Consider the following 17,813-nt stretch of genomic DNA (forward strand, 5'->3'; position numbering starts at 1 on the left):
TGAAGTCCGGCGACACTTCCGTGTTGTACATCTGCAGCAGAAACGCCTGGATCTCGCGCACGCTCATCCCGCGGGCGTACATGGCGATGATCTTGTCGTCGAAGCCGGTGAAGCGCCGTTCGTGCTTCCCGATCAGCTGGGGCTCGAACTGCCCGGCCCGGTCCCGCGGGATGTCGATCCGTAGCGGCCCGTCGTCGGTGAGCACCGTCTTGCCGCTCGTGCCGTTACGCTGGTTGGCGCTTGATTCGGGCTTGTCCTCGCCTTCGGCGTAGCCCAGGTGATGGCTCAGCTCGGCCTGCAGCGCCCGCTCGATCAAGGCTTTCTTGATCCCGCGCATCACGTCCTCGACCGCCCCCGCCGTCATCGGGCCCGTCACCACCTGATCGAGCCACTGCTGCGCACCTTCCGGCAACGCTGCTACAGGCGGCAGCGGTAACTTCTGTTTCTGCCTTGGCATAACCATTCCCTCCGGGTCTGATGTTATGCCTCAAACACAAAAATTCGGACAGGCTCCCCATCGCTGCTCTGTAGGTCCGACTTCCGTCCGACATCGCGGGTTGGTCAGGGGATTTTGTCGGACTGAAGTCCGACCTACAGGTTCTTGGGGGGTGGTTGACGGGTGGGCAGGTCGTCAATGTCCTTCGATGCTCAGCGTTTTCATTGCCCGGGGGCATGTTGCGGAATGCCCGTAATCGCTTCCCTGTAGGTCGGACTTCAGTCCGACATCGCGGCTTGGTGAGGGCGGCTTGTCGGACTGAAGTCCGACCTACAGGTTCGTGGGGGTTATTTGGTTGGTGCGGGCAGATCGGGGCATTGGGGTAGGTAGTCGATGTCCTTGGATACCCAGCGTGTCCATTGCTCACGGCTCATGTTGCGGGTGAGCTTGCCGCACAGCATGCGCGGCCAGCGGGCGGGGCCGGCCCACAGGTGGAGGGCGCCGTTGCGGCTGGCGGAGTGGATGAACAGGCCGTTGTTGCGGAAGGCGACCCATTGCACGGCATCGGTGTGGCCGTCGAGGGGCCGGCCGACGGGCACGCCGGTTTCGGCATGCCACAGGCGCAGGGTGAGGTCCCAGCTGCCGGATACCAGGTGGCGGCCGTCGGGGCTCACGTCCACGCTGGTCACCCAGCGTCGGTGGCCTTCGAGGGGTTCGCCGACGGGCTCGCCGGTGGAGGCATCCCAGATGCGCAGGGATTCGTCGGCGCTGCCGGAGTAGATGCGTTTGCCGTCCGGGCTGAAGGCCGCGGCGAGCACCCAGTTGTCGTGGCGGGTCATGGGGTGGCCGATGAGCTGGCCGAACTGCGGGCCGGGGGCGACGTTCCAGTGGCGCAGGCTGCGGTCGGCGCTGGCCGATACGAGCCCACGGCTGTCCGGGCGCCAGGCGAGGGCGGCGATCCAGTGGTCGTGGCCCTGGAGGGGCGGGCCGGCGGGGCGGCCGTCGGCGTGCCACACCCGCACGCTGGCGTCCCAGCCGCCGGTGGCGACAAACTTGCCGTCGGGGCTCCAGGCCAGCGCCGAGACGGGGCCGGGGTGGGCGGCGACGGGTTCGCCGATCGCTTCGCCGCTGCGCCCGTCGGCCATGCGCAGGCTGCCGTCGTAGCCGCCAGCGGCAAGCCGCTTGCCATCGGGGCTGAAGCGGATGGCGAGGGTGGGCGAGGGCCACGGGGGCAGGGCGATCTCGCCCGATGGCGCCTCGTCGCGGCCGTCGGCGGCGTTGCCGTCGTGGTCATCCTGTTCGCTGGCGCGGTTGGCGGAGACTCGCCACAGGTGCAGGCGCAGGTCTTCGCCAGCCCCGGCGATGCGTTTGCCGTCGGGACTCACCGCCAGACTGACGAGCTGCCGGCTGCCGCTGGCGAGGGGCGCGCCCACCGGCGAGGTGGTGCGGGGGTTCCATAGGCGCAGGCTGCGGTCGAGGCTGATCGAGACGATGCGGTCGCTGCCCTGCTGCGTGAAGCGCGCCGAGGTGACGGCGTTGCCGTGGCCGACGAGGGGCTCGCCGAGGGGGGCGCCGGTGGCGGTGTCCCACAGGCGGAGGGTGCCGTCCTCGCCGGCAGAGAGGATCTCGCGGCCGTCTCGGCTGAAGGCGACACTGCGCACCAGCCCGTCGTGGCCGGTGAGGGGTGGCGCGGCCGGGCGGCCCCGGGCGACGTCCCAGATGATGAGGGTGTCGTCCCAGCCACCGGAGACGAGGCGCTTGCCATCCGGGCTGAAGGCCACGCAGCGCACCGAATCGGTGTGGCCGGTGAAGGGCTTGCCGATGGCGCGGCCGGTGGCCACGTCCCACAGGCGCAGGGTGTTGTCGTTGCTGCCGGTGACGAGGCGCTTGCCGTCGGGGCTGAAGGCGACGGCGGTGACGGCGTCCCGGTGGCCGGTGAGGGGCGGGACGGTGGGCTTGCTGGTGCGCACGTCCCACAGCATGGCGGTGCGATCGTCGCTGCCGGACGCCACGAGGCTGCCGTCGGGGCTGTAGATGGCGCTGCGCACGGCGTCCATGTGGCCGGTGAAGGGGAAGGCGAGGGCCGGTTCGAGGGTGGTGTCGCCCACGTCCCACAGGCGCAGGGTGGTGTCGTTGCTGCCGGTGATGAGGCTGCGGCCGTCGGGGCTGAAGGCGATCGCGCGGGTGGTGTTGGCGTCGGCTTCGATGGGCGCGCCCAGGGGGGTGGCGGTGCGGGCGTTCCAGAGCTGCAGGGTGTGGTCGTCGGCCACCGTGACGAGGCGCTCGCCGCCGGGGCTGACGGCCATCGCGATGAATTCGTCGGCGGTGCCCACGAGGCGCACCAGAAAGCGTTCGTGGCGCAGGCTGGCGAGGAGCTCGCCTTCGGCCTCGGCATCGGGCGGGCGTTCGGTGCCGCCCAGGCGCAGGGCGGCGAGCAGCTGGAGCAGGGCGCGTTCGTCGGGATCGGGGCGCAGCCCGGCGAGCATCGCGGAGGATTCGGCGCGCAGGCGCAGGCCGGTGGAGTTGCGCAGCTCGGCCACGGCGCGGGCTTCGGCGCGCTGGGCGCGCTGGGCTTCGGCGAGGGCTTCGTTGGCATGCTCGCGGGCCCGGTGTTCGGACCAGATCGAGCTGGCGGTGAGGGCCACCAGCGCCAGGCCGACGCCGGTCACCGTGGCTCGCCACCACTGGCTGGCGCGCATGTGGGTCGGGGCGAGGCACAGGCGGGTGACCACGTCGCGGCTGGCGATGCCGTGGACGACGGCGTCGAGGGGTTCGTCGAGCCAGATGGTGTCGCCCACCGGGAGCCACCCGCTGATGGTGGGGACGAGCTCGGGGTCGGTGAGCGCGCCGTCGATGCTGATGGGGATGATCGGCCGGTCGGGGTGCAGGGCGCGGAAGGTCTCGACCTCGGTCTTCACCCAGCCGGGGCGCTGGAGCATGCCCTTGTTGGCGATCACCACCAGGATGCGGGCCCGGGCGAGGGCGCGCTTGAGGGTTTCGTTGAGCTCGTCGCCGGGGGCGGCTTCGTCTTCGCTGTAGAACACCGCGAAATCCCGCTCGCGCAGCTGGCGGGCGAGGTCGGATGCGTAGGACTGGGTGCCCCGGGGCAGATGGCCGAGGGCGAAGGAGATGAACAGGTCGTAGCCGAACAGCCGCGCGGCAAAGGAGTGCCGCTCCTTGGGCGGGCGTCGCCGGTGTTCCGTCGGCTCGGGGGCAGCCGGCGGGGCGTTCTGGAGCGGGGAGGGCGGGTCGTTCATGGGGTGCCCCGATGGGCGTTCAGAGGAAGCCGCGCAGCTGCTGCTTCACGTCCACGTAGCGCTTGGCGAAGGCTTCGCCGACCCGCCGGATCTCGGGGATGTGCTCGATGGAGTCAAGCGTCTGCACATCGGCGGCCTTCACGTCGGCCAGGCCCAGGGCGTCGAGGCCGGGCTGGCTCACGTCCGGGTCGTAGCGCACGTAGGCAAACTGCTTGGCGCCGGAGAAGGTGCCATCGCCCACCAGATCGCCCACTTCCCGGTCGATGGGGCGGCCGAAGCGGCATTCGCCGAGCACCCGGCAGGCCATGTCCCAGCCGGCCGCGGCGGCGTTCATCAGGGCGCCGGGCACGGTCTTGGCGGCGTCGAGCAGCCACATGTCTGCGGGCTTGAGGCCGGGGCGCACGGCCGGCGTGCTGCCGGTGCCGGTGGAGACGATGAGCAGCTGGTCGGTGCCGGTCTTCCAGTTGAGTTTGTAGGGCGCGGCGGTGACCATCTGGAAGGCCAGGAAGGCGGCGTTGTTGTAGGTGGTGACGCCGCCATCCACAAACACGAAGTCGTAGGCGTCCTTGCCCTTGCCGAGGGTCACGACTTCGGGCGGGAAGTAGGTGGGCGCCGCGGTGCTGGCGCGCACCAGCTGCCACAGGGGCAGCAGCAGGTTGCAGTCCTTGCGGTCGCGCTGGTTGTACTTGGCGAAGGGGTTGTTGCTCACCGGCCAGGGCGAATCGGTGCTGGCGTTCCGCATCACCATCATCAGCACCGAGCGCAGGCCGGGGCTGCCGAGGGTGGTGTCGTCGCCCAGCGCAGCGGAGAACTCGGTCTGGAGCTTTTTGGCCAGCGGCTCCTTGTTGTAGGAATAGTGCAGGCGCTTGAGCAGCGAGGCCTTGTCGAACATCTGCTTGCCGCCATCCACGTAGAACTTGCGGATCTTGTCGGTGCTCATGCCCGCGGCGATGCAGGCGGCGATGATCGCTCCGGTGCTGGTGCCGCACACGAAGTCGAAGTAGTCGCACAGCAGGAGGTCGGGTTTTTTGAGTTCGGTGCGCAGGTCGGCTTCGAGCTTTGCCAGGATCTCGACGCTCATCAGCCCGAGGATGCCGCCCCCGTCACAGGAGAGGATCTTCTTGGGGCCGGGTGCGGTGATGCGCTTTTCGAGGGCGGAGGGCATGGCGGGTGTCCTTTCCTGCAGTTTTTGGGGGATTACCACATCTTGCGGGTGTCGAGCCAGGTGACCTGCCCCGTGCGGCGCTTGACCTCGTCCACCATGTGCTGGGTGCCGCCGGGGCCGTCGCCGCCGCTGCCGTTCCACAGGCAGATGAAGCGGGTGCGCTTGATGCCGCAGGCCAGCGCGCTGTTGAGGAGCCACAGGTTGCAGCGCTCGAAGGCGTTTAGCTCGTTGCCGTGGCTGTCGCGGGGCAGGGGGCCGAGCTCGTCGGGCATCACCCGCGGCGGCAGGCACAGGGGGTTGTCGCGCAGGGCGAGGAAGCGCTTCCTCCAGTCGTCGCCGTTGGCGGCGGGGAGCACCGACGCGGTGATGAACTCGGGTTCGGGCAGGGGCAGCAGGAGCTGCACCTTCATGCCGCGGGCGATGGCGGCCTCGGCAAACAGAATGTCGCCCCCCGAGGCGCCCTGGGTGAGGGCGAGATCGGCTGCGGTGGCGCCCAGATCGTCCAGCGCCTTGGCGATGGCAGCGGCGGCGATGGGCTCCTTGTCGGCGGGGAAGCGCGGCTGCTTGCGGTCGGGCGCGTCGATCATGTGGCCGGAGAACAGGAAGACTTTCTCGGGCTTCCAGCTCTCGGCGGGTTTCTGGAGACGGCCCAGGGCGCGTTCGAAGGTGGCGATGCCGGCGGCCACGCGATCCGGCGCAAAGCCGATGGACTGCAACAGGCGCAACTGGCCGAGGGTGGAGTCGAGGGAGAACCAGTCCCGGTCGGCCAGGGCGATGGCGTCCTTGTAGGCGCGGGTGACGGTGGCGGCATCGCCGTCCAGCACGGCCAGATCGCCCAGGGTGGCGCGGCCCCAGTAGTTGTTGCTGGCGAGCAGTTCGCAGCCGGTGGCCCACGACACGCCGCCAGCCATGCACGCAAGCTGGGCGTCGTAGGGCGAGGGCTGGCCGGTGAGATCCCGGTAGAGGTGGATCAGGGTGAGGGCGTTGATGCCCGAGTAGTAGTGGCCCGGCGCGGCGCGGAAGGCGGTGACGTAGGATTCGATGGCGGTGAGGAGCAGGGCGTCTTCGTAGCCGGCGTCGCTGCGTTTCTGCTCGGGCGTGCTGCCGTCGCGGTTCCAGGCCTCGACCCAGGCGTCCTTGTCGAGCCGGCCCAGCAGGGCCCAGGTTTCGACCTCCCGGGGATGGTCGGCGAGGATCTTCTTGTAGATCGCCCGGGCGTCGTCGCTGCGGCCGATGCGCTGCAGGCACATGCCCCGGCGCCGGGCCGCATCCAGATTGGTGGGGTCGAAGCGACAGGCTGTTTCGAACTGTTCGAGGGCGAAGTTGAAGTGCTTGCCGGCAAAGAGGGCCTTGCCCGCGAGCAGCTTCGCTTCGACCCGCAGGGCGGTGACAGGGGCTTCGTCGGCAAGCACCAGGATGTCTTCCGGGCGCTCGGCCTTGCGGGCCCGCTCGATCCACGCGGACCAGTCGTCGTACTGGCTCCAGAACGTTCGCGCAGCACCGGCGCGCAGGGATTTCCAGTCGGGTTCGATGAGGTTGGGCAGCAGCGAATAGACCGGGCTGACGATGCGCTCGGGCCCGGCGGCGAGGGTCTCGCGGGTCATCCGGGCGAGGGCGTCGATGTCGGCGGCGAGGAAATCCGGATCAGGCGCGCCGTCCTTCAGGTGATAGCCGAGCTTGCGGTCGGTGTAGATGTCGAAGGGCTTGGTGCCCCGCGGGCCGAGGGTGAGGACCACGCCCCGGGCGCGCAGCGCGTGGCGCACACCCAGCTCGTACCACACGTTGGGGTTGTCGAGGGTGAGGTCCACCAGCACCAGATCGGCCATCAGGAGTTCCTGGAACATGTCCACCCGGATGTCGCCGGCGCGCTGTTCCTCGTCGGCCCGGATCACGTCGAGCCCGGCTTTTTCGAGGGCAGGGCGCAGGAGCTCGTCGTAGATGCGGTTGAAGTAGATCAGCTTGCCGTCCGGGTCGGCTTTGGTGCCGAAAGGCATCGCGACGAAGGCGTGGAGTTTCATGGCGGCGGGGCTTTCTGGGGCAGGGACGTTTATCCGGATGGCTTGTCCATCTTAGCCCCGGGGACGACAGCCTGCCAAGGAAGGTGGGCGTTGTTTCAATCGGCCTTGAAGCTGGATTCGCGCACCACCTGACAGATCTGCAGGCGGTATTCGGCGTAGAACGACTTGCGGCCTTCCTGCTTGGCGGCCACGTGATCCACCTGCCGGGCCCAGCCCTGCTGGCTGGCTTCGTCCTCGAACTCGACGATCGTCACCCGCTCGCCATCTTCGGCCACAAAGACCTTGTGGGACTTGTAGCCCGGCATGGCGCGTGCGAGTTCGCCCATCTTGGGTGCGAGGGCGTAGTAGGCATCGCGGCCCTCGTCTTTCAGGCGGGCGCGGAAAACGGTCAGAACCATGGCGTGTCTCCTGTGGCTGGATGATTCAGCATAGCGGCCGGTGGGGTGGTCAGCCGCGGATTTCGGGTTCCACAAGCTGGACGAGCAGTTGGAGCGACTCCTGCCAGCCCAGGTAGCAGGCTTCGAGGGGGATCACCGCCGGGATGCCTTCCTGGACGATGTGGAGCTCGACCCCGCAGAACACCTCGCGGATGACCACCGTCGTCTGCATCTGGCCGGGCAGGTTCGGGTCGTCGAAGGCGGCGGTGTAGCGCAGCTTCTGGTTGGGTTCGAGCTCGAGATATTCGCCGCCGAAGCTGTGGCTGTGGCCGGTGGTGAAGTTGGTGAAGGACATCCGGTAGCGGCCGCCCACCTGGGGTTCGAGCTGATGCACGGTGCCGACGAAGCCGTGGGGCGGCAGCCACTTGGCCCACGCGGCAGGGTCGAGGAAGGCGCGATAGACGCGCTCCGGTGTACTGCGGATGACGCGGTGTAGCTGAACCTGTTGGGTCGTCATGATCAATCCTTGTGGTGGTGGATGGCCCCCGGCTTGGATGACGCCGGGGCCAGCGGGCTTCGACGGCCCTATTGTGGCCGCAAAGCCAGATCGGGAGCGACGCTATCGCAACCACGCTTTCGATTATGCACTGATGTGTCTTATGTCTTTTTGAGTGGTCTATGCTGGAAGCAACCGGGATGACATGACGCGCTGATTCGACCTGGCAACAGCCGTCGCCGACAAGGGCATCCCGTCCCCGCGTTCTGCCGGAAGACGGACGGGCGCGGGGTGCGATTTCCAGGTTCGGGCAAAGAGGAAGCGTCGGGTTCCGGCGCTCCAGGGTCCGGCGGATACCTTTGGTATCGACCGCCTGCCCCCCACAGTTCCGCCGGCGGGGGGGCATCTGCAAGGAGGACGCAGCATGCGAACGATAGCGAAATCGACACGGCGGCACGCGAGCGCCTGGGTGATCTGCCTGCTGGCGGCGAGCCTGGCTCCCGACGCGGGCGCCCAGTACGCGGGCTCGTCGGCCATCACCACCTGGGGCGGGCAGTGCGGCGGCTCCCAGCGCGACTGGTGGGACGACATGTGCATGGCCTGGCGCCACAAGATGGGCGACAAGGGCTGGGTGCAGTGGTGGCGCAACTTCCACCTCGTGCAAGGCAATCGCTACGCCGACAATCCCCCCAAATCGTGGGGCATCGACGACACCGGCAGCGGTATCGACTGGAACGACGCCGGCCTGATGTGCCTGCACGGTGGCTGGGGTTCCGGCCGCTGGACGGGCACGATCTACGACAAGGACCCGGACGGGAGCTGTTCGGCCAGTTCGAGCAAGATGCGGCTGGGCTGGAACTCCGGCGGCTGGATGCGCTTCATGCACCTGTCGTCGTGCAACAGCATCCGCTACAGCCAGCGCACCCAGTGGTTCGACGCCGCCCAGGGCGTGCATGTGGTCACCGGCTTCCACGGCCTGATGTACATCGGCTCGTCTTATGTGGATGAGTACCGCGACCTCGCCAGCGAGGCCATGAACTCCCGCGGTGTGGCCCGGGCATGGATCGATAACATGCACCACGTGGACCACTGGTACAACTCCTACAAGACCATCTGCCCGGTTGCTGTTGGCTTTGGCGCGACGGCGGCGGCGGCCCAGGCCATCCACGACGAAACCTACAACGGCCACTGGGCCCACCCCACGCCCAACTGGATGCACACGCGCTGGAATTCGGGCTGCAACCCGGACGACGGCCCGGCGCTGCCCAACTGAGCCGATACCTGGAGGAATGGTCATGAGAACACACTACATTGCATCCCTGCTCGTGCTGGCCTTTGCCACCGCCGGCTCGCCAGCGTGGGCGCAGACGCAGGACAACCCGCTCGGCACCCCGGCCGCCGCGGTGGGCCGGTTTTCCGAGAACTACGCCGAGGCGGTGCGCATGGCGCTGCCACCCATCGACAACGACGGCCTCGCCAAGGTCATGGAGCGGGTACGCGCCGCGGCCGCAAATTCAAAGCCGCTGGCGATCTCGAACAGCGCCGAGCTTGAGAAGTTCTTCGGGCTGCGCAGCCGCAACCCCGACAGGTCCGGCGATTTCGTCGATGCGGGCGACGCGGTCTACCGCTTCGAGCCCCAGGCCGGGCGGCTCTACGTGACCTGGCGCCTCACCGACGTCAAGCCGGTTGCGCGGGCCACCTTCTCGAAGCGCATCAAGGGCATCCGCAGCGCCCACGAGGCACTCGCCAGCCGGCTGGGCATTTCGGCCAACGAGGTGATGTTCACCGACTTCCGCGAAGTGCTCACCAAGACCGACCGCCGCGTCCCGGCCTCGACGGCGGCCACGGCCGACTCGCCCATCATGGCCGAAGGCGGCACGACCACGCTGCTGCGGGCGGTGGGCGGCGTGCTGGTTGAAGGCAGCTACCTGCGCGTGAGCTCGCCCGACGCGAAGCGTATGAGCCTCGTGAAGGCCAGCTGGCCCCGGGTGCAACTGACGGATGCGTCGGCCCGACAGCTGCGTGCGCCGAAGGACATGCTCGACGAGTTCGCCAAGCGGATCGCCAACGACTCCCGCGGCGTGCCGGTGAGCGTGCGCATGGCGGTGGTGCTGCGGCCGGTGGACGCGGCAAAGCCGGGGATGTACGTGCCGTCGCTGAAGATCGGTGTCGAGCCCAAGGCCATCAAGACCGCCGACGGCTATCGCACCGACGCGGGAATGGTCTATTACTCGGATCTGCTGAAGGACAGCCCGGCTTTTGTGGAGGCCTCGGGTGGCGATACCGCCGAGGCGGACAAGGGAACCGCGCCGAACTGAGCGCGGCGCCTACCGGCGGCCGGGATTGCGCTGGGGCGGAAGGTAGATCCCTGCCTCCGCCTCGCGCTCCCGCGCGTCCTTTCGCGACGGCCAGTCGCAACCACTGCTGCCGCAATCGGCCAGCCTGCACGCACATTCCAGCGGGTTTCTCGCCGAATTGCACGCATCGCACGACGGCAGGTGGCAGCTGCCATCGCAGGGCAGATCACAGCCCACATCGCACACGCCCCGCTGCGCGAGCGGCGGTAGCCGCAGCGGTGATGAAAAACGCCGATGGGCCACGCCACACAGCCGCGTTCGCGCCTGCAGCACCCGGACGCCACCGATCACCCCGAACCGCCGCACCGCCCGATACCCCAGCGCCGAGCAGCTCTGCCGGCCGGTATGGACGCGATAGGCGCAGCGGAAGCCTTTGCGGGGAGAAAGGTGACGCTGGTAGAGGCGGATGAGGGCAAGGGCGAGACGGCGCATGGGTGAAGGTTAACGTACCTGCAGGAGGGCGAGAAGGGACGAAATGGCCGATGACTTTGGGCAGGCGCAGGGCTCCCGCAGCTACCCGCGTGACATCAATCGTCGTCATCCTCATCGACGTCAAACCCCAGCAGGGTTGCCCGAAACTCATCCGAGGTCGCAGCCAGCAGGCGCTTGGTCTTGATGCTGGTCTTGACGGAGGTGTTGAGCCGGATGAGGTTCTGTATTGACCCACCAAATCCTGCACAGGTCACGCCGCTAAAGCGAATGCCTCAGCTGGCGTCTTCATCTCCAGCGCCTGATGCGGCCGCTGGTGGTTGTAGAACTCGATCCAGTCGCCGATCACACGGCTGGCGTGTTGCAGGGTTTCGAAGCGGTGGCGGTGGATGCACTGCTCTTTCAGCGTGCGGATCATCCGCTCCACCAGCCCATTCTGCTGCGGGGTGTAGGGCGTGATGAACTCCTGCTTCAGGCCGTAGCTTTTCACCAGCGCCGTGTAGCTGCGGCTGGTGAAGACCAGGCCGTTGTCCGAGCGCAGCAGGAAGGGTTCCTTCACACGTCCCAGCGCGCCGAAGCGGGCGATCAGGGCCTGCTCCAGCGCGCTCTCGGCGGTGCGTGACTTGCCGCTCCGGGAGACGTGCCAACCCAGCAACTCCCGGCTGAAGCAGTCGATCACCAGCGCTAGCGTGACCCAACCGTCTCGTCCCGCCCAGACACGGCACAGATCCGTCGCCCAGCGCTCGTTGGGCTGGGATGCCCTTGAGCGCCGCGCCTCGATCCGCGGTCGAAACCCAACCGGGCGCTTCCTGACTTGCCAGCCACGCAGCTGAAACACCCGCTGCACCGTGTTCTTGTTGAACCCCAGCAGGTGGGCCACCGTCCGGTAACCAAAGGACGGGTTGTCCTCGATCATCGCCTTGATCGGTTCGGCAAAGCGGGGCTGCACCTTCGGCGGGGACTTCACGGGCTGGTAGTAGAAGGTGCGCCGCGGCACTTCAAACCACCGGCACAGCTGACTGATCGAGACGACAACACCTTCTTTCTGGAGTCCCTGGCGGATCGTCTCGATCACTTCTCGTCCTCGCCCAGCAGGGACTGCAATTTTTTTCGGGCACGCAGCTCCAGCATCGCTTCCCCGTAGGCTTCCTGGAGCTGCTTGATCTGCTTCTCGTACTGCTCCCGGATGTCCAGCGGGTTGGCCCGCAGCGCATTCTCCATCCCCCGCTTCGCCTCGTCGATCCAGGTCTCGATCTCGGATGGGGGTAGATCGTACGCGCGGCTCGCCTCCGCCACCGTCGTCTTTCCTTGCAGGACTTCCATCACCAACGCGCTCTTGCGCTTGGCCGTCCAACGCTTGATTTCGTCTTCCATCGCCGTACTCATGTGTCGTTCCTTTCAAGGTTAACACCTGAGCAGGGTTTCACTGGGGCAATACACACCCAGCGACGAGCCAAGCGTTCGGAAGCTCAAGTTGTTGCCAGCGCGCGAGAATGGCAGCGTTTGCGGGATTGAGCGAGACGTCGCGAAGACAGGTGGCGGACATGGGGCCTAACAGGGTGATGCAAAACTATTTAGCGCCGTCATAAACGTTGTTTTCGGGTGGGGGCTCTTCACCCCTACCGCCCCGGAAAAAATCGCATACAGGCCGTTCTGAGAGGCCGTCATATTTTTTCGGGCCTAGATTTTTACTTTTGCATCACCCTGCTAACGTTCCACTTGAGGGGCTGGCCGACAGTGGGCGAAGCCCGCTGTTGGACAGTCCCGCTCGAAGTGGTTGTTAGCCTGCAATATCTATCGCGTTGCTATTGGACTGCATAAGTCACAGAGCCCGATGTCGCATCCTTAGTTACAACAAGGTCAAAAACGGAAATTGGTGATTGATTTCCGGAAGAGCCTAATTGTGGACCTACACCTAGAGATTTTGTGGAAAGAACTCCATCCTTAGATGACGCAACTTGCACAGTAGCGATTCTGCCGGTTGCTCCGGAATAGTTATTTATCCCTATGTGATAGGTGCCGGCTTGGAGAACATTCGAATCACAAGACGCATAATAATGTTCGGGTCCATTTGCCCATGTATTATCAACATCAAGGTATCCCACTACCCCGGTGCTCGCAGAATAATAAACATGCGATCCGCCCGGTTCAAAAGTGTGCAGGTCAACATCGCCAGATCCATCCCACGTTAAAGTAACAGTGAAAGAGCCAACATTCCCTGTGGTTGATGGGATGATAAGTTGTTGCATTGCGCTGCTGATTAAACCAGATACTGCGGAACGACCAGGCCGAGTACCGTCAAGATATGTGCCAACTAATGTATGGCCGCTAATATCTGCAGTGGATGTTGGTAGCGTCAAATTTACCGACGGCACTGAGCTCAATCCTTGAATTCGAAGACCATTAATTACTAGGTCTATATCTGCTAGAACGTATTCACCACGAAGTGTGGGAGATGCTGGAGCAATATGAACTGCTTTCACACTACTTGCGGTCACCGTTGGCAAGATATGATCATAGGCATGGTTCATAAAAAGATTACCTTGGGAGTGTGCGACAAGCATTAGCTTTTGCCTTTGCGTCGCTAGTGCATCAAGTCGTGCGTCTTGTGTTGCATAATCGGCCGCTGTTGGTGGATTGCTCAGCAAATATGACCAGCCTGCCATAATCTTTGAAGATATATCTGTATATAACTGAGAAAACAAACTTCCAGCCGACGGAAATAAGTCTAATAGTTTGTCTGTAAATGACTTGTTTCCAGATAGGCTCTCCCAAAAAAACTCCCACCGTTTCCCAAGCTCGCCACTTGAATCAATCTCTAGTGCTCTTTGTTCAAATACTTCGGCGATGTCTTGCAACCCAGTACCGCCAGCAGTTGAGCCAGTATGATTGTAAAATGCCTCATATTGGACCGGTTCGGAATTATATGTATTTCCAACTAAGGATCGTAATGCAGCCAACCCGTCGGCTGCTTGAGCAGGTGTATTCCATACTCCATTGAAAAAGCCGAACGTGTACCCCGTCGCCACGCACAGATCGGTCGATGCGGCAACAGTTGGCAGGCAAAGGGCAAGGAGTACGACATATGTTGCGCGTTTGAAGATTTTAGTTAGCACAGCCGTCTCCCTGAGGCAAAACAAAAGAATGACCACTTGCAGCAGCACTAAAGGCTTCATAAGCAATGAATCGCTCTTTTGTGTTTACAGTAAGTTTCTCCATATCAGTGTTCTTCGAACTCGCGGTTGAAGAATCGTACCGGGCGTGGAGGCATGCTGAAGCGTTCGCAATCTGCCTCATTGCATCTGCCAAAGCGTTTTGATCAGTTGTGTCAGTTGTCATAGCGCGTGTGACAGACGCAGACGCTTGAGTTAGTGCTGCTTTTTGAGGTGCGCTATCCGGCAAGGAAGCGATGTAGGCGTCAATGTCGTCTCTTACCCCATTATTATTGGCATCTGGACCGGCTACTGATGTATCGCGATTTAACTGAGGATACGCGCCGCTTTGATCTGCCGCTTTGAGGGCTTCGGCTACTGTTGTTGGTGCCGAAGCAGTTTGTGTACTACTGCCTCCACCGCCCCCACAAGCAGAGGCAGACAGTGATACGAGGACTAAGAGTGCGATTCTTCTAAACAGCATCATATTTCTCCTTTGTCTTACGGTGATAAGGCTAACGTTGGAGCTATGCGGCCTGCCGCTTGCGGCAGGTCCGCTTGAGCGCAGTGTTAGACGGGGGGTAACTACGGCAGCACCCCATGTTGAGGCCGGCGCGACGGAGCACGCCGGACCGATGGAGAAAACTGTGTGTAGCGCGAGCTGGCACCTGGCCCCCACGGTGCTTGGCGAGGCGATGAGGCCGACGCGATGTACAAAACGTGCCGGCACCGGTTGCCGAAGCCGCAATGGCTGGCATGAGTGACGACGGAAAATGAGGTCGACTGTTCATGAGCGATCCGAACCGCCTAACGTTGGAGCTATGCGGCCTGCCGCTTGCGGCAGGTCCGCTTGAGCGCAGTGTTAGACGGGGGGTGACTACGGCAGCACCCCTTGTTGAGGCCGGCGCGACGGAGCACGCCGGACCGAAAGAGAAAACTGTGTGTGGCGCGAGCTGGCACCTGGCCCCCACGGTGCTCGGCGAGGCGACGAGGCTGACGCGATGTACAAAACGTGCCGGCACCGGTTGCCGAAGCCGCGATGGCTGCCGTGAGTGACGACGGAAGATGAAGTCGACTGTTCATGAGCGATCCGAACCGCCTAACGTTGAAGTAACCGGCGCTGCGCGGCTTTATCGCGCAGCGTCCGAGTTGACTGCCGGGTTGGGCGGTAACGCTTCAATAGAGCGAAGGATTGCCCGCACGATTGCCTCCCTCTTGAAAAGATCATCCATTCTGTTTGGCGTATCAATATTCAGTGCGAAGAATACGGAGCCAGTCGGCCACTCAACCCATCCTACCCACCAACCCATACGGCCTTCCCAGCCCGTCTTTGCACGCAGTATCCAGTTGCGACCGGCTTCCACAATCATGAGATCCTTGACCAAGCGCTGATGTTCTACCCGAAAGGGCAGCTCGTTACGATAGAGCTTCCTGAGAAATGCAATTTGCTCCTGCGCCGAGATTGCAAGGCTGCCTTCTATCCAGTAATCGCCATTACTTGTCGAAGGATCGGCGTTGCCATAGTCGATTTTCTTCAAATAGCGCCGAGCTTTGTCATCACCAATTTCCTTTGCAAATAGCTCATACACCCAAACAGTAGAATTCCGCATTGCTGATCGCAAATCTTGGTCTTGATTGTGGCCTGCAAAGCCCCTGTTAACGCCGTCCCATCGAAAAATCTGGAACTCATCACGAACAGCGCCTGCATCAAGTGCAAAAAGTGTATGAGGTATCTTGAATGTCGATGCAGGCGAGTAGCGTTTCTTCGATCGCACAGGATCAAAAACCAACATGGCACGATCCGCTTGGCGTTCGTCTGCCACAACTATCGTGCCTTTGGCTTGAAATTCGCTGAAAAACTTCCTCCAGTCAGAACGTTCTAGCGTGCCTTCTTGCGCATGCGCGAAAGTGGCAAGAGAAAAAATGGAGAAAAGTATCGCGAAGATTCGGATTGCCATTAACTTTTCCTTAATGCCCAACGTTTGAATTCACCGGCCTGCGCGGCTTTTCGCGCAGGTCCGGTGGAATGATTTGTTAGCCGTTATTTCGCCCACCGCACATTGTTTACGAACGTAATGTTTGCATATGCGGGTTCGAGAGGGCGATAACAGCCATTTGCTTGGGCAAACTCTTTGAGATGCCGATTGCAGCCGGCATCCCAGCTGATGACTTCAATTTTCCAGCCAAATTTAAGTGCTCGTTCGAGCTGCTTAATGAAACCCTTGCCATCGGTATAGCCACTACCGTCACCAGTTAGAAGAACCATGGTTTCTGGGGGCTGAACGTCAATGATTCGGTTGGCCATTTGCAGCTGTATAGCTTCATCGACTGCAACTTCTCCACCGGATACAGCTCGCTCTTGCTTTTCTACTATTGCCCCTTGTGCATTAAGGCGAAGCCACAAATCATCGTTATTTGGCGGAACTGAACCGCCTACGTAAGCAAAGCTAACGGCACGGTTGTTACGAACAAAGTCGAATAATTTGGCGAAGTGAATTCTGAATGCGGACTCGTGCCCCGGCTCGTTACTGGAACAAACCTTTCGGCCTACTAGCCAAATATTGGAGTTGTCGAGAAATATGTTGAGTGACACGATTTTCCTTTCTAACGGCTAACGTTGAAGTAACCGGCGCTGCGCGGTTTTATCGCGCAGCGTCCGAGTTGACTGCCGGGTTGGGCGGTAACGCTTCAATAGAGCGAAGGATTGCCCGCACGATTGCCTCCCTCTTGAAAAGATCATCCATTCTGTTTGGCGTATCAATATTCAGTGCGAAGAATACGGAGCCAGTCGGCCACTCAACCCATCCTACCCACCAACCCATACGGCCTTCCCAGCCCGTCTTTGCACGCAGTATCCAGTTGCGACCGGCTTCCACAATCATGAGATCCTTGACCAAGCGCTGATGTTCTACCCGAAAGGGCAGCTCGTTACGATAGAGCTTCCTGAGAAATGCAATTTGCTCCTGCGCCGAGATTGCAAGGCTGCCTTCTATCCAGTAATCGCCATTACTTGTCGAAGGATCGGCGTTGCCATAGTCGATTTTCTTCAAATAGCGCCGAGCTTTGTCATCACCAATTTCCTTTGCAAATAGCTCATACACCCAAACAGTAGAATTCCGCATTGCTGATCGCAAATCTTGGTCTTGATTGTGGCCTGCAAAGCCCCTGTTAACGCCGTCCCATCGAAAAATCTGGAACTCATCACGAACAGCGCCTGCATCAAGTGCAAAAAGTGTATGAGGTATCTTGAATGTCGATGCAGGCGAGTAGCGTTTCTTCGATCGCACAGGATCAAAAACCAACATGGCACGATCCGCTTGGCGTTCGTCTGCCACAACTATCGTGCCTTTGGCTTGAAATTCGCTGAAAAACTTCCTCCAGTCAGAACGTTCTAGCGTGCCTTCTTGCGCATGCGCGAAAGTGGCAAGAGAAAAAATGGAGAAAAGTATCGCGAAGATTCGGATTGCCATTAACTTTTCCTTAATGCCCAACGCCTGAATTAAGCCGCGCCGCGAAGCGGCGTCGGCTTGAATGAATTGTTAGATGCCAACCCGGTCAATGTGCGCTGACCTTGGATAGCAGGTTTAGAACGGCGACGCCACTGACGATAAGTCCCATGCCAATGAACGCCCAGAAGTCTAGTTTTTGGCCATGGAAAATCCAAGCAATAGCTGCCACAAGCACGATGCCAAGCCCAGCCCATACAGCGTAAGCAATACCGACCGGAATGGACTTGAGCGCGAGAGACAAGAAATAGAACGCAAGCCCGTAGCCAGCCACAACTACAACGGAAGGAACTAACCTAGTGAATCCATGGCTAGACTTCAGTGCGGAAGTTGCGATGACCTCGCCAAAGATTGCAACAGCCAGAAATATCCAGTTCTTCACGCGCAATCTCCTCTACGGTATGAAGGAGAAATTGTAGTGGCTATGAGTTGCCAAAAACAGTCTTGCGGCTATCGATTTTCTGTGAGCATACGCAACGCCAAATCTGGCATCTAACGTTGGAGCTATGCGGCCTGCCGCTTGCGGCAGGTCCGCTTGAGCGCAGTGTTAGACGGGGGGTAACTACGGCAGCACCCCATGTTGAGGCCGGCGCGACGGAGCACGCCGGACCGATGGAGAA

17 protein-coding genes and 1 pseudogene are annotated in these 17,813 nt (G+C 62.3%); 2 read left to right on the forward strand and 16 right to left on the reverse strand.

Annotation, left to right across the window (positions count from 1 at the left end; all coding sequences use genetic code 11):
• From GH681_RS07425 to GH681_RS07450, 6 genes are all read right to left on the reverse strand, one after another.
• Nucleotides 1-457, reverse strand: a 457-nt coding sequence (locus GH681_RS07425; protein WP_194271167.1) for a transposase, incomplete at its 3' end; no start/stop codon positions are given.
• 326 nt (nucleotides 458-783) lie between these two features.
• On the reverse strand, nucleotides 784-3,693 hold the full coding sequence (locus GH681_RS07430; RefSeq protein ID WP_153160846.1) for a TIR domain-containing protein: 2,910 nt from the start codon (nucleotides 3,691-3,693) through the stop codon (nucleotides 784-786).
• Nucleotides 3,694-3,712: 19 nt separating this feature from the next.
• Entirely contained in the window at nucleotides 3,713-4,858 is a 1,146-nt protein-coding gene (locus tag GH681_RS07435; protein WP_153160847.1) for a patatin-like phospholipase family protein, read from the reverse strand.
• A gap of 32 nt (nucleotides 4,859-4,890) precedes the next feature.
• Nucleotides 4,891-6,876 carry a tetratricopeptide repeat protein gene (locus tag GH681_RS07440; protein ID WP_153160848.1) on the reverse strand — a complete coding sequence of 662 codons (1,986 nt, stop codon included), beginning with the start codon at nucleotides 6,874-6,876 and terminating at the stop codon, nucleotides 4,891-4,893.
• Between the two features lie 95 nt (nucleotides 6,877-6,971).
• Complete coding sequence (locus GH681_RS07445; RefSeq protein WP_153160849.1) at nucleotides 6,972-7,274, reverse strand: antibiotic biosynthesis monooxygenase; 303 nt, start codon at nucleotides 7,272-7,274, stop codon at nucleotides 6,972-6,974.
• Nucleotides 7,275-7,323: 49 nt separating this feature from the next.
• Nucleotides 7,324-7,770 carry an SRPBCC family protein gene (locus GH681_RS07450; protein ID WP_153160850.1) on the reverse strand — a complete coding sequence of 149 codons (447 nt, stop codon included), beginning with the start codon at nucleotides 7,768-7,770 and terminating at the stop codon, nucleotides 7,324-7,326.
• 403 nt (nucleotides 7,771-8,173) lie between these two features.
• Here GH681_RS07450 and GH681_RS07455 point away from each other — a divergent pair, with 403 nt between their 5' ends.
• Together GH681_RS07455 and GH681_RS07460 are read left to right on the forward strand one after the other, a co-directional pair.
• Nucleotides 8,174-9,022, forward strand: a complete 849-nt coding sequence (locus tag GH681_RS07455; RefSeq protein WP_153160851.1) for a hypothetical protein — start codon at nucleotides 8,174-8,176, stop codon at nucleotides 9,020-9,022.
• A 22-nt stretch (nucleotides 9,023-9,044) separates the two neighbouring features.
• Nucleotides 9,045-10,067 (forward strand): hypothetical protein, encoded by a 1,023-nt coding sequence (locus tag GH681_RS07460; RefSeq protein WP_153160852.1) that lies wholly within the window; start codon nucleotides 9,045-9,047, stop codon nucleotides 10,065-10,067.
• 9 nt (nucleotides 10,068-10,076) lie between these two features.
• Here GH681_RS07460 and yidD read toward each other — a convergent pair whose 3' ends face one another.
• From yidD to GH681_RS07505, 10 genes and pseudogenes are all read right to left on the reverse strand, one after another.
• Nucleotides 10,077-10,538: a membrane protein insertion efficiency factor YidD gene (gene yidD / locus GH681_RS07465; protein WP_153160853.1), complete on the reverse strand. Its 462-nt coding sequence runs from the start codon at nucleotides 10,536-10,538 to the stop codon at nucleotides 10,077-10,079.
• Nucleotides 10,539-10,633: 95 nt separating this feature from the next.
• Nucleotides 10,634-10,765: pseudogene (locus GH681_RS07470) on the reverse strand (ISAs1 family transposase); the annotation flags it as partial.
• 23 nt (nucleotides 10,766-10,788) lie between these two features.
• Entirely contained in the window at nucleotides 10,789-11,610 is an 822-nt protein-coding gene (locus tag GH681_RS07475; RefSeq protein ID WP_153160854.1) for an IS3 family transposase, read from the reverse strand.
• Nucleotides 11,607-11,909, reverse strand: a complete 303-nt coding sequence (locus GH681_RS07480; RefSeq protein ID WP_228111815.1) for a transposase — start codon at nucleotides 11,907-11,909, stop codon at nucleotides 11,607-11,609. Before GH681_RS07480 ends, GH681_RS07475 begins: the two co-directional genes overlap by 4 nt.
• 431 nt (nucleotides 11,910-12,340) lie before the next feature.
• Entirely contained in the window at nucleotides 12,341-13,711 is a 1,371-nt protein-coding gene (locus GH681_RS23600) for a hypothetical protein (RefSeq protein ID WP_228111816.1), read from the reverse strand.
• Entirely contained in the window at nucleotides 13,641-14,171 is a 531-nt protein-coding gene (locus tag GH681_RS23340) for a hypothetical protein (protein WP_194271168.1), read from the reverse strand. Before GH681_RS23340 ends, GH681_RS23600 begins: the two co-directional genes overlap by 71 nt.
• A gap of 646 nt (nucleotides 14,172-14,817) precedes the next feature.
• Nucleotides 14,818-15,645 (reverse strand): oxacillin-hydrolyzing class D beta-lactamase OXA-2, encoded by an 828-nt coding sequence (locus tag GH681_RS07490; protein WP_001007673.1) that lies wholly within the window; start codon nucleotides 15,643-15,645, stop codon nucleotides 14,818-14,820.
• Between the two features lie 83 nt (nucleotides 15,646-15,728).
• Nucleotides 15,729-16,280: an NYN domain-containing protein gene (locus GH681_RS07495; RefSeq protein ID WP_194271169.1), complete on the reverse strand. Its 552-nt coding sequence runs from the start codon at nucleotides 16,278-16,280 to the stop codon at nucleotides 15,729-15,731.
• 49 nt (nucleotides 16,281-16,329) lie between these two features.
• Nucleotides 16,330-17,157, reverse strand: coding sequence for an oxacillin-hydrolyzing class D beta-lactamase OXA-2 (locus tag GH681_RS07500; RefSeq protein WP_001007673.1), 828 nt, complete (start codon nucleotides 17,155-17,157; stop codon nucleotides 16,330-16,332).
• An 85-nt stretch (nucleotides 17,158-17,242) separates the two neighbouring features.
• Nucleotides 17,243-17,575, reverse strand: a complete 333-nt coding sequence (locus GH681_RS07505; protein WP_043876060.1) for a quaternary ammonium compound efflux SMR transporter QacF — start codon at nucleotides 17,573-17,575, stop codon at nucleotides 17,243-17,245.
• Nucleotides 17,576-17,813: the final 238 nt, after the last annotated feature.

The sequence above is a fragment of the Zoogloea sp. 1C4 genome, from assembly GCF_009469605.1.
Taxonomy (GTDB): Bacteria; Pseudomonadota; Gammaproteobacteria; order Burkholderiales; family Rhodocyclaceae; genus Zoogloea; species Zoogloea oryzae.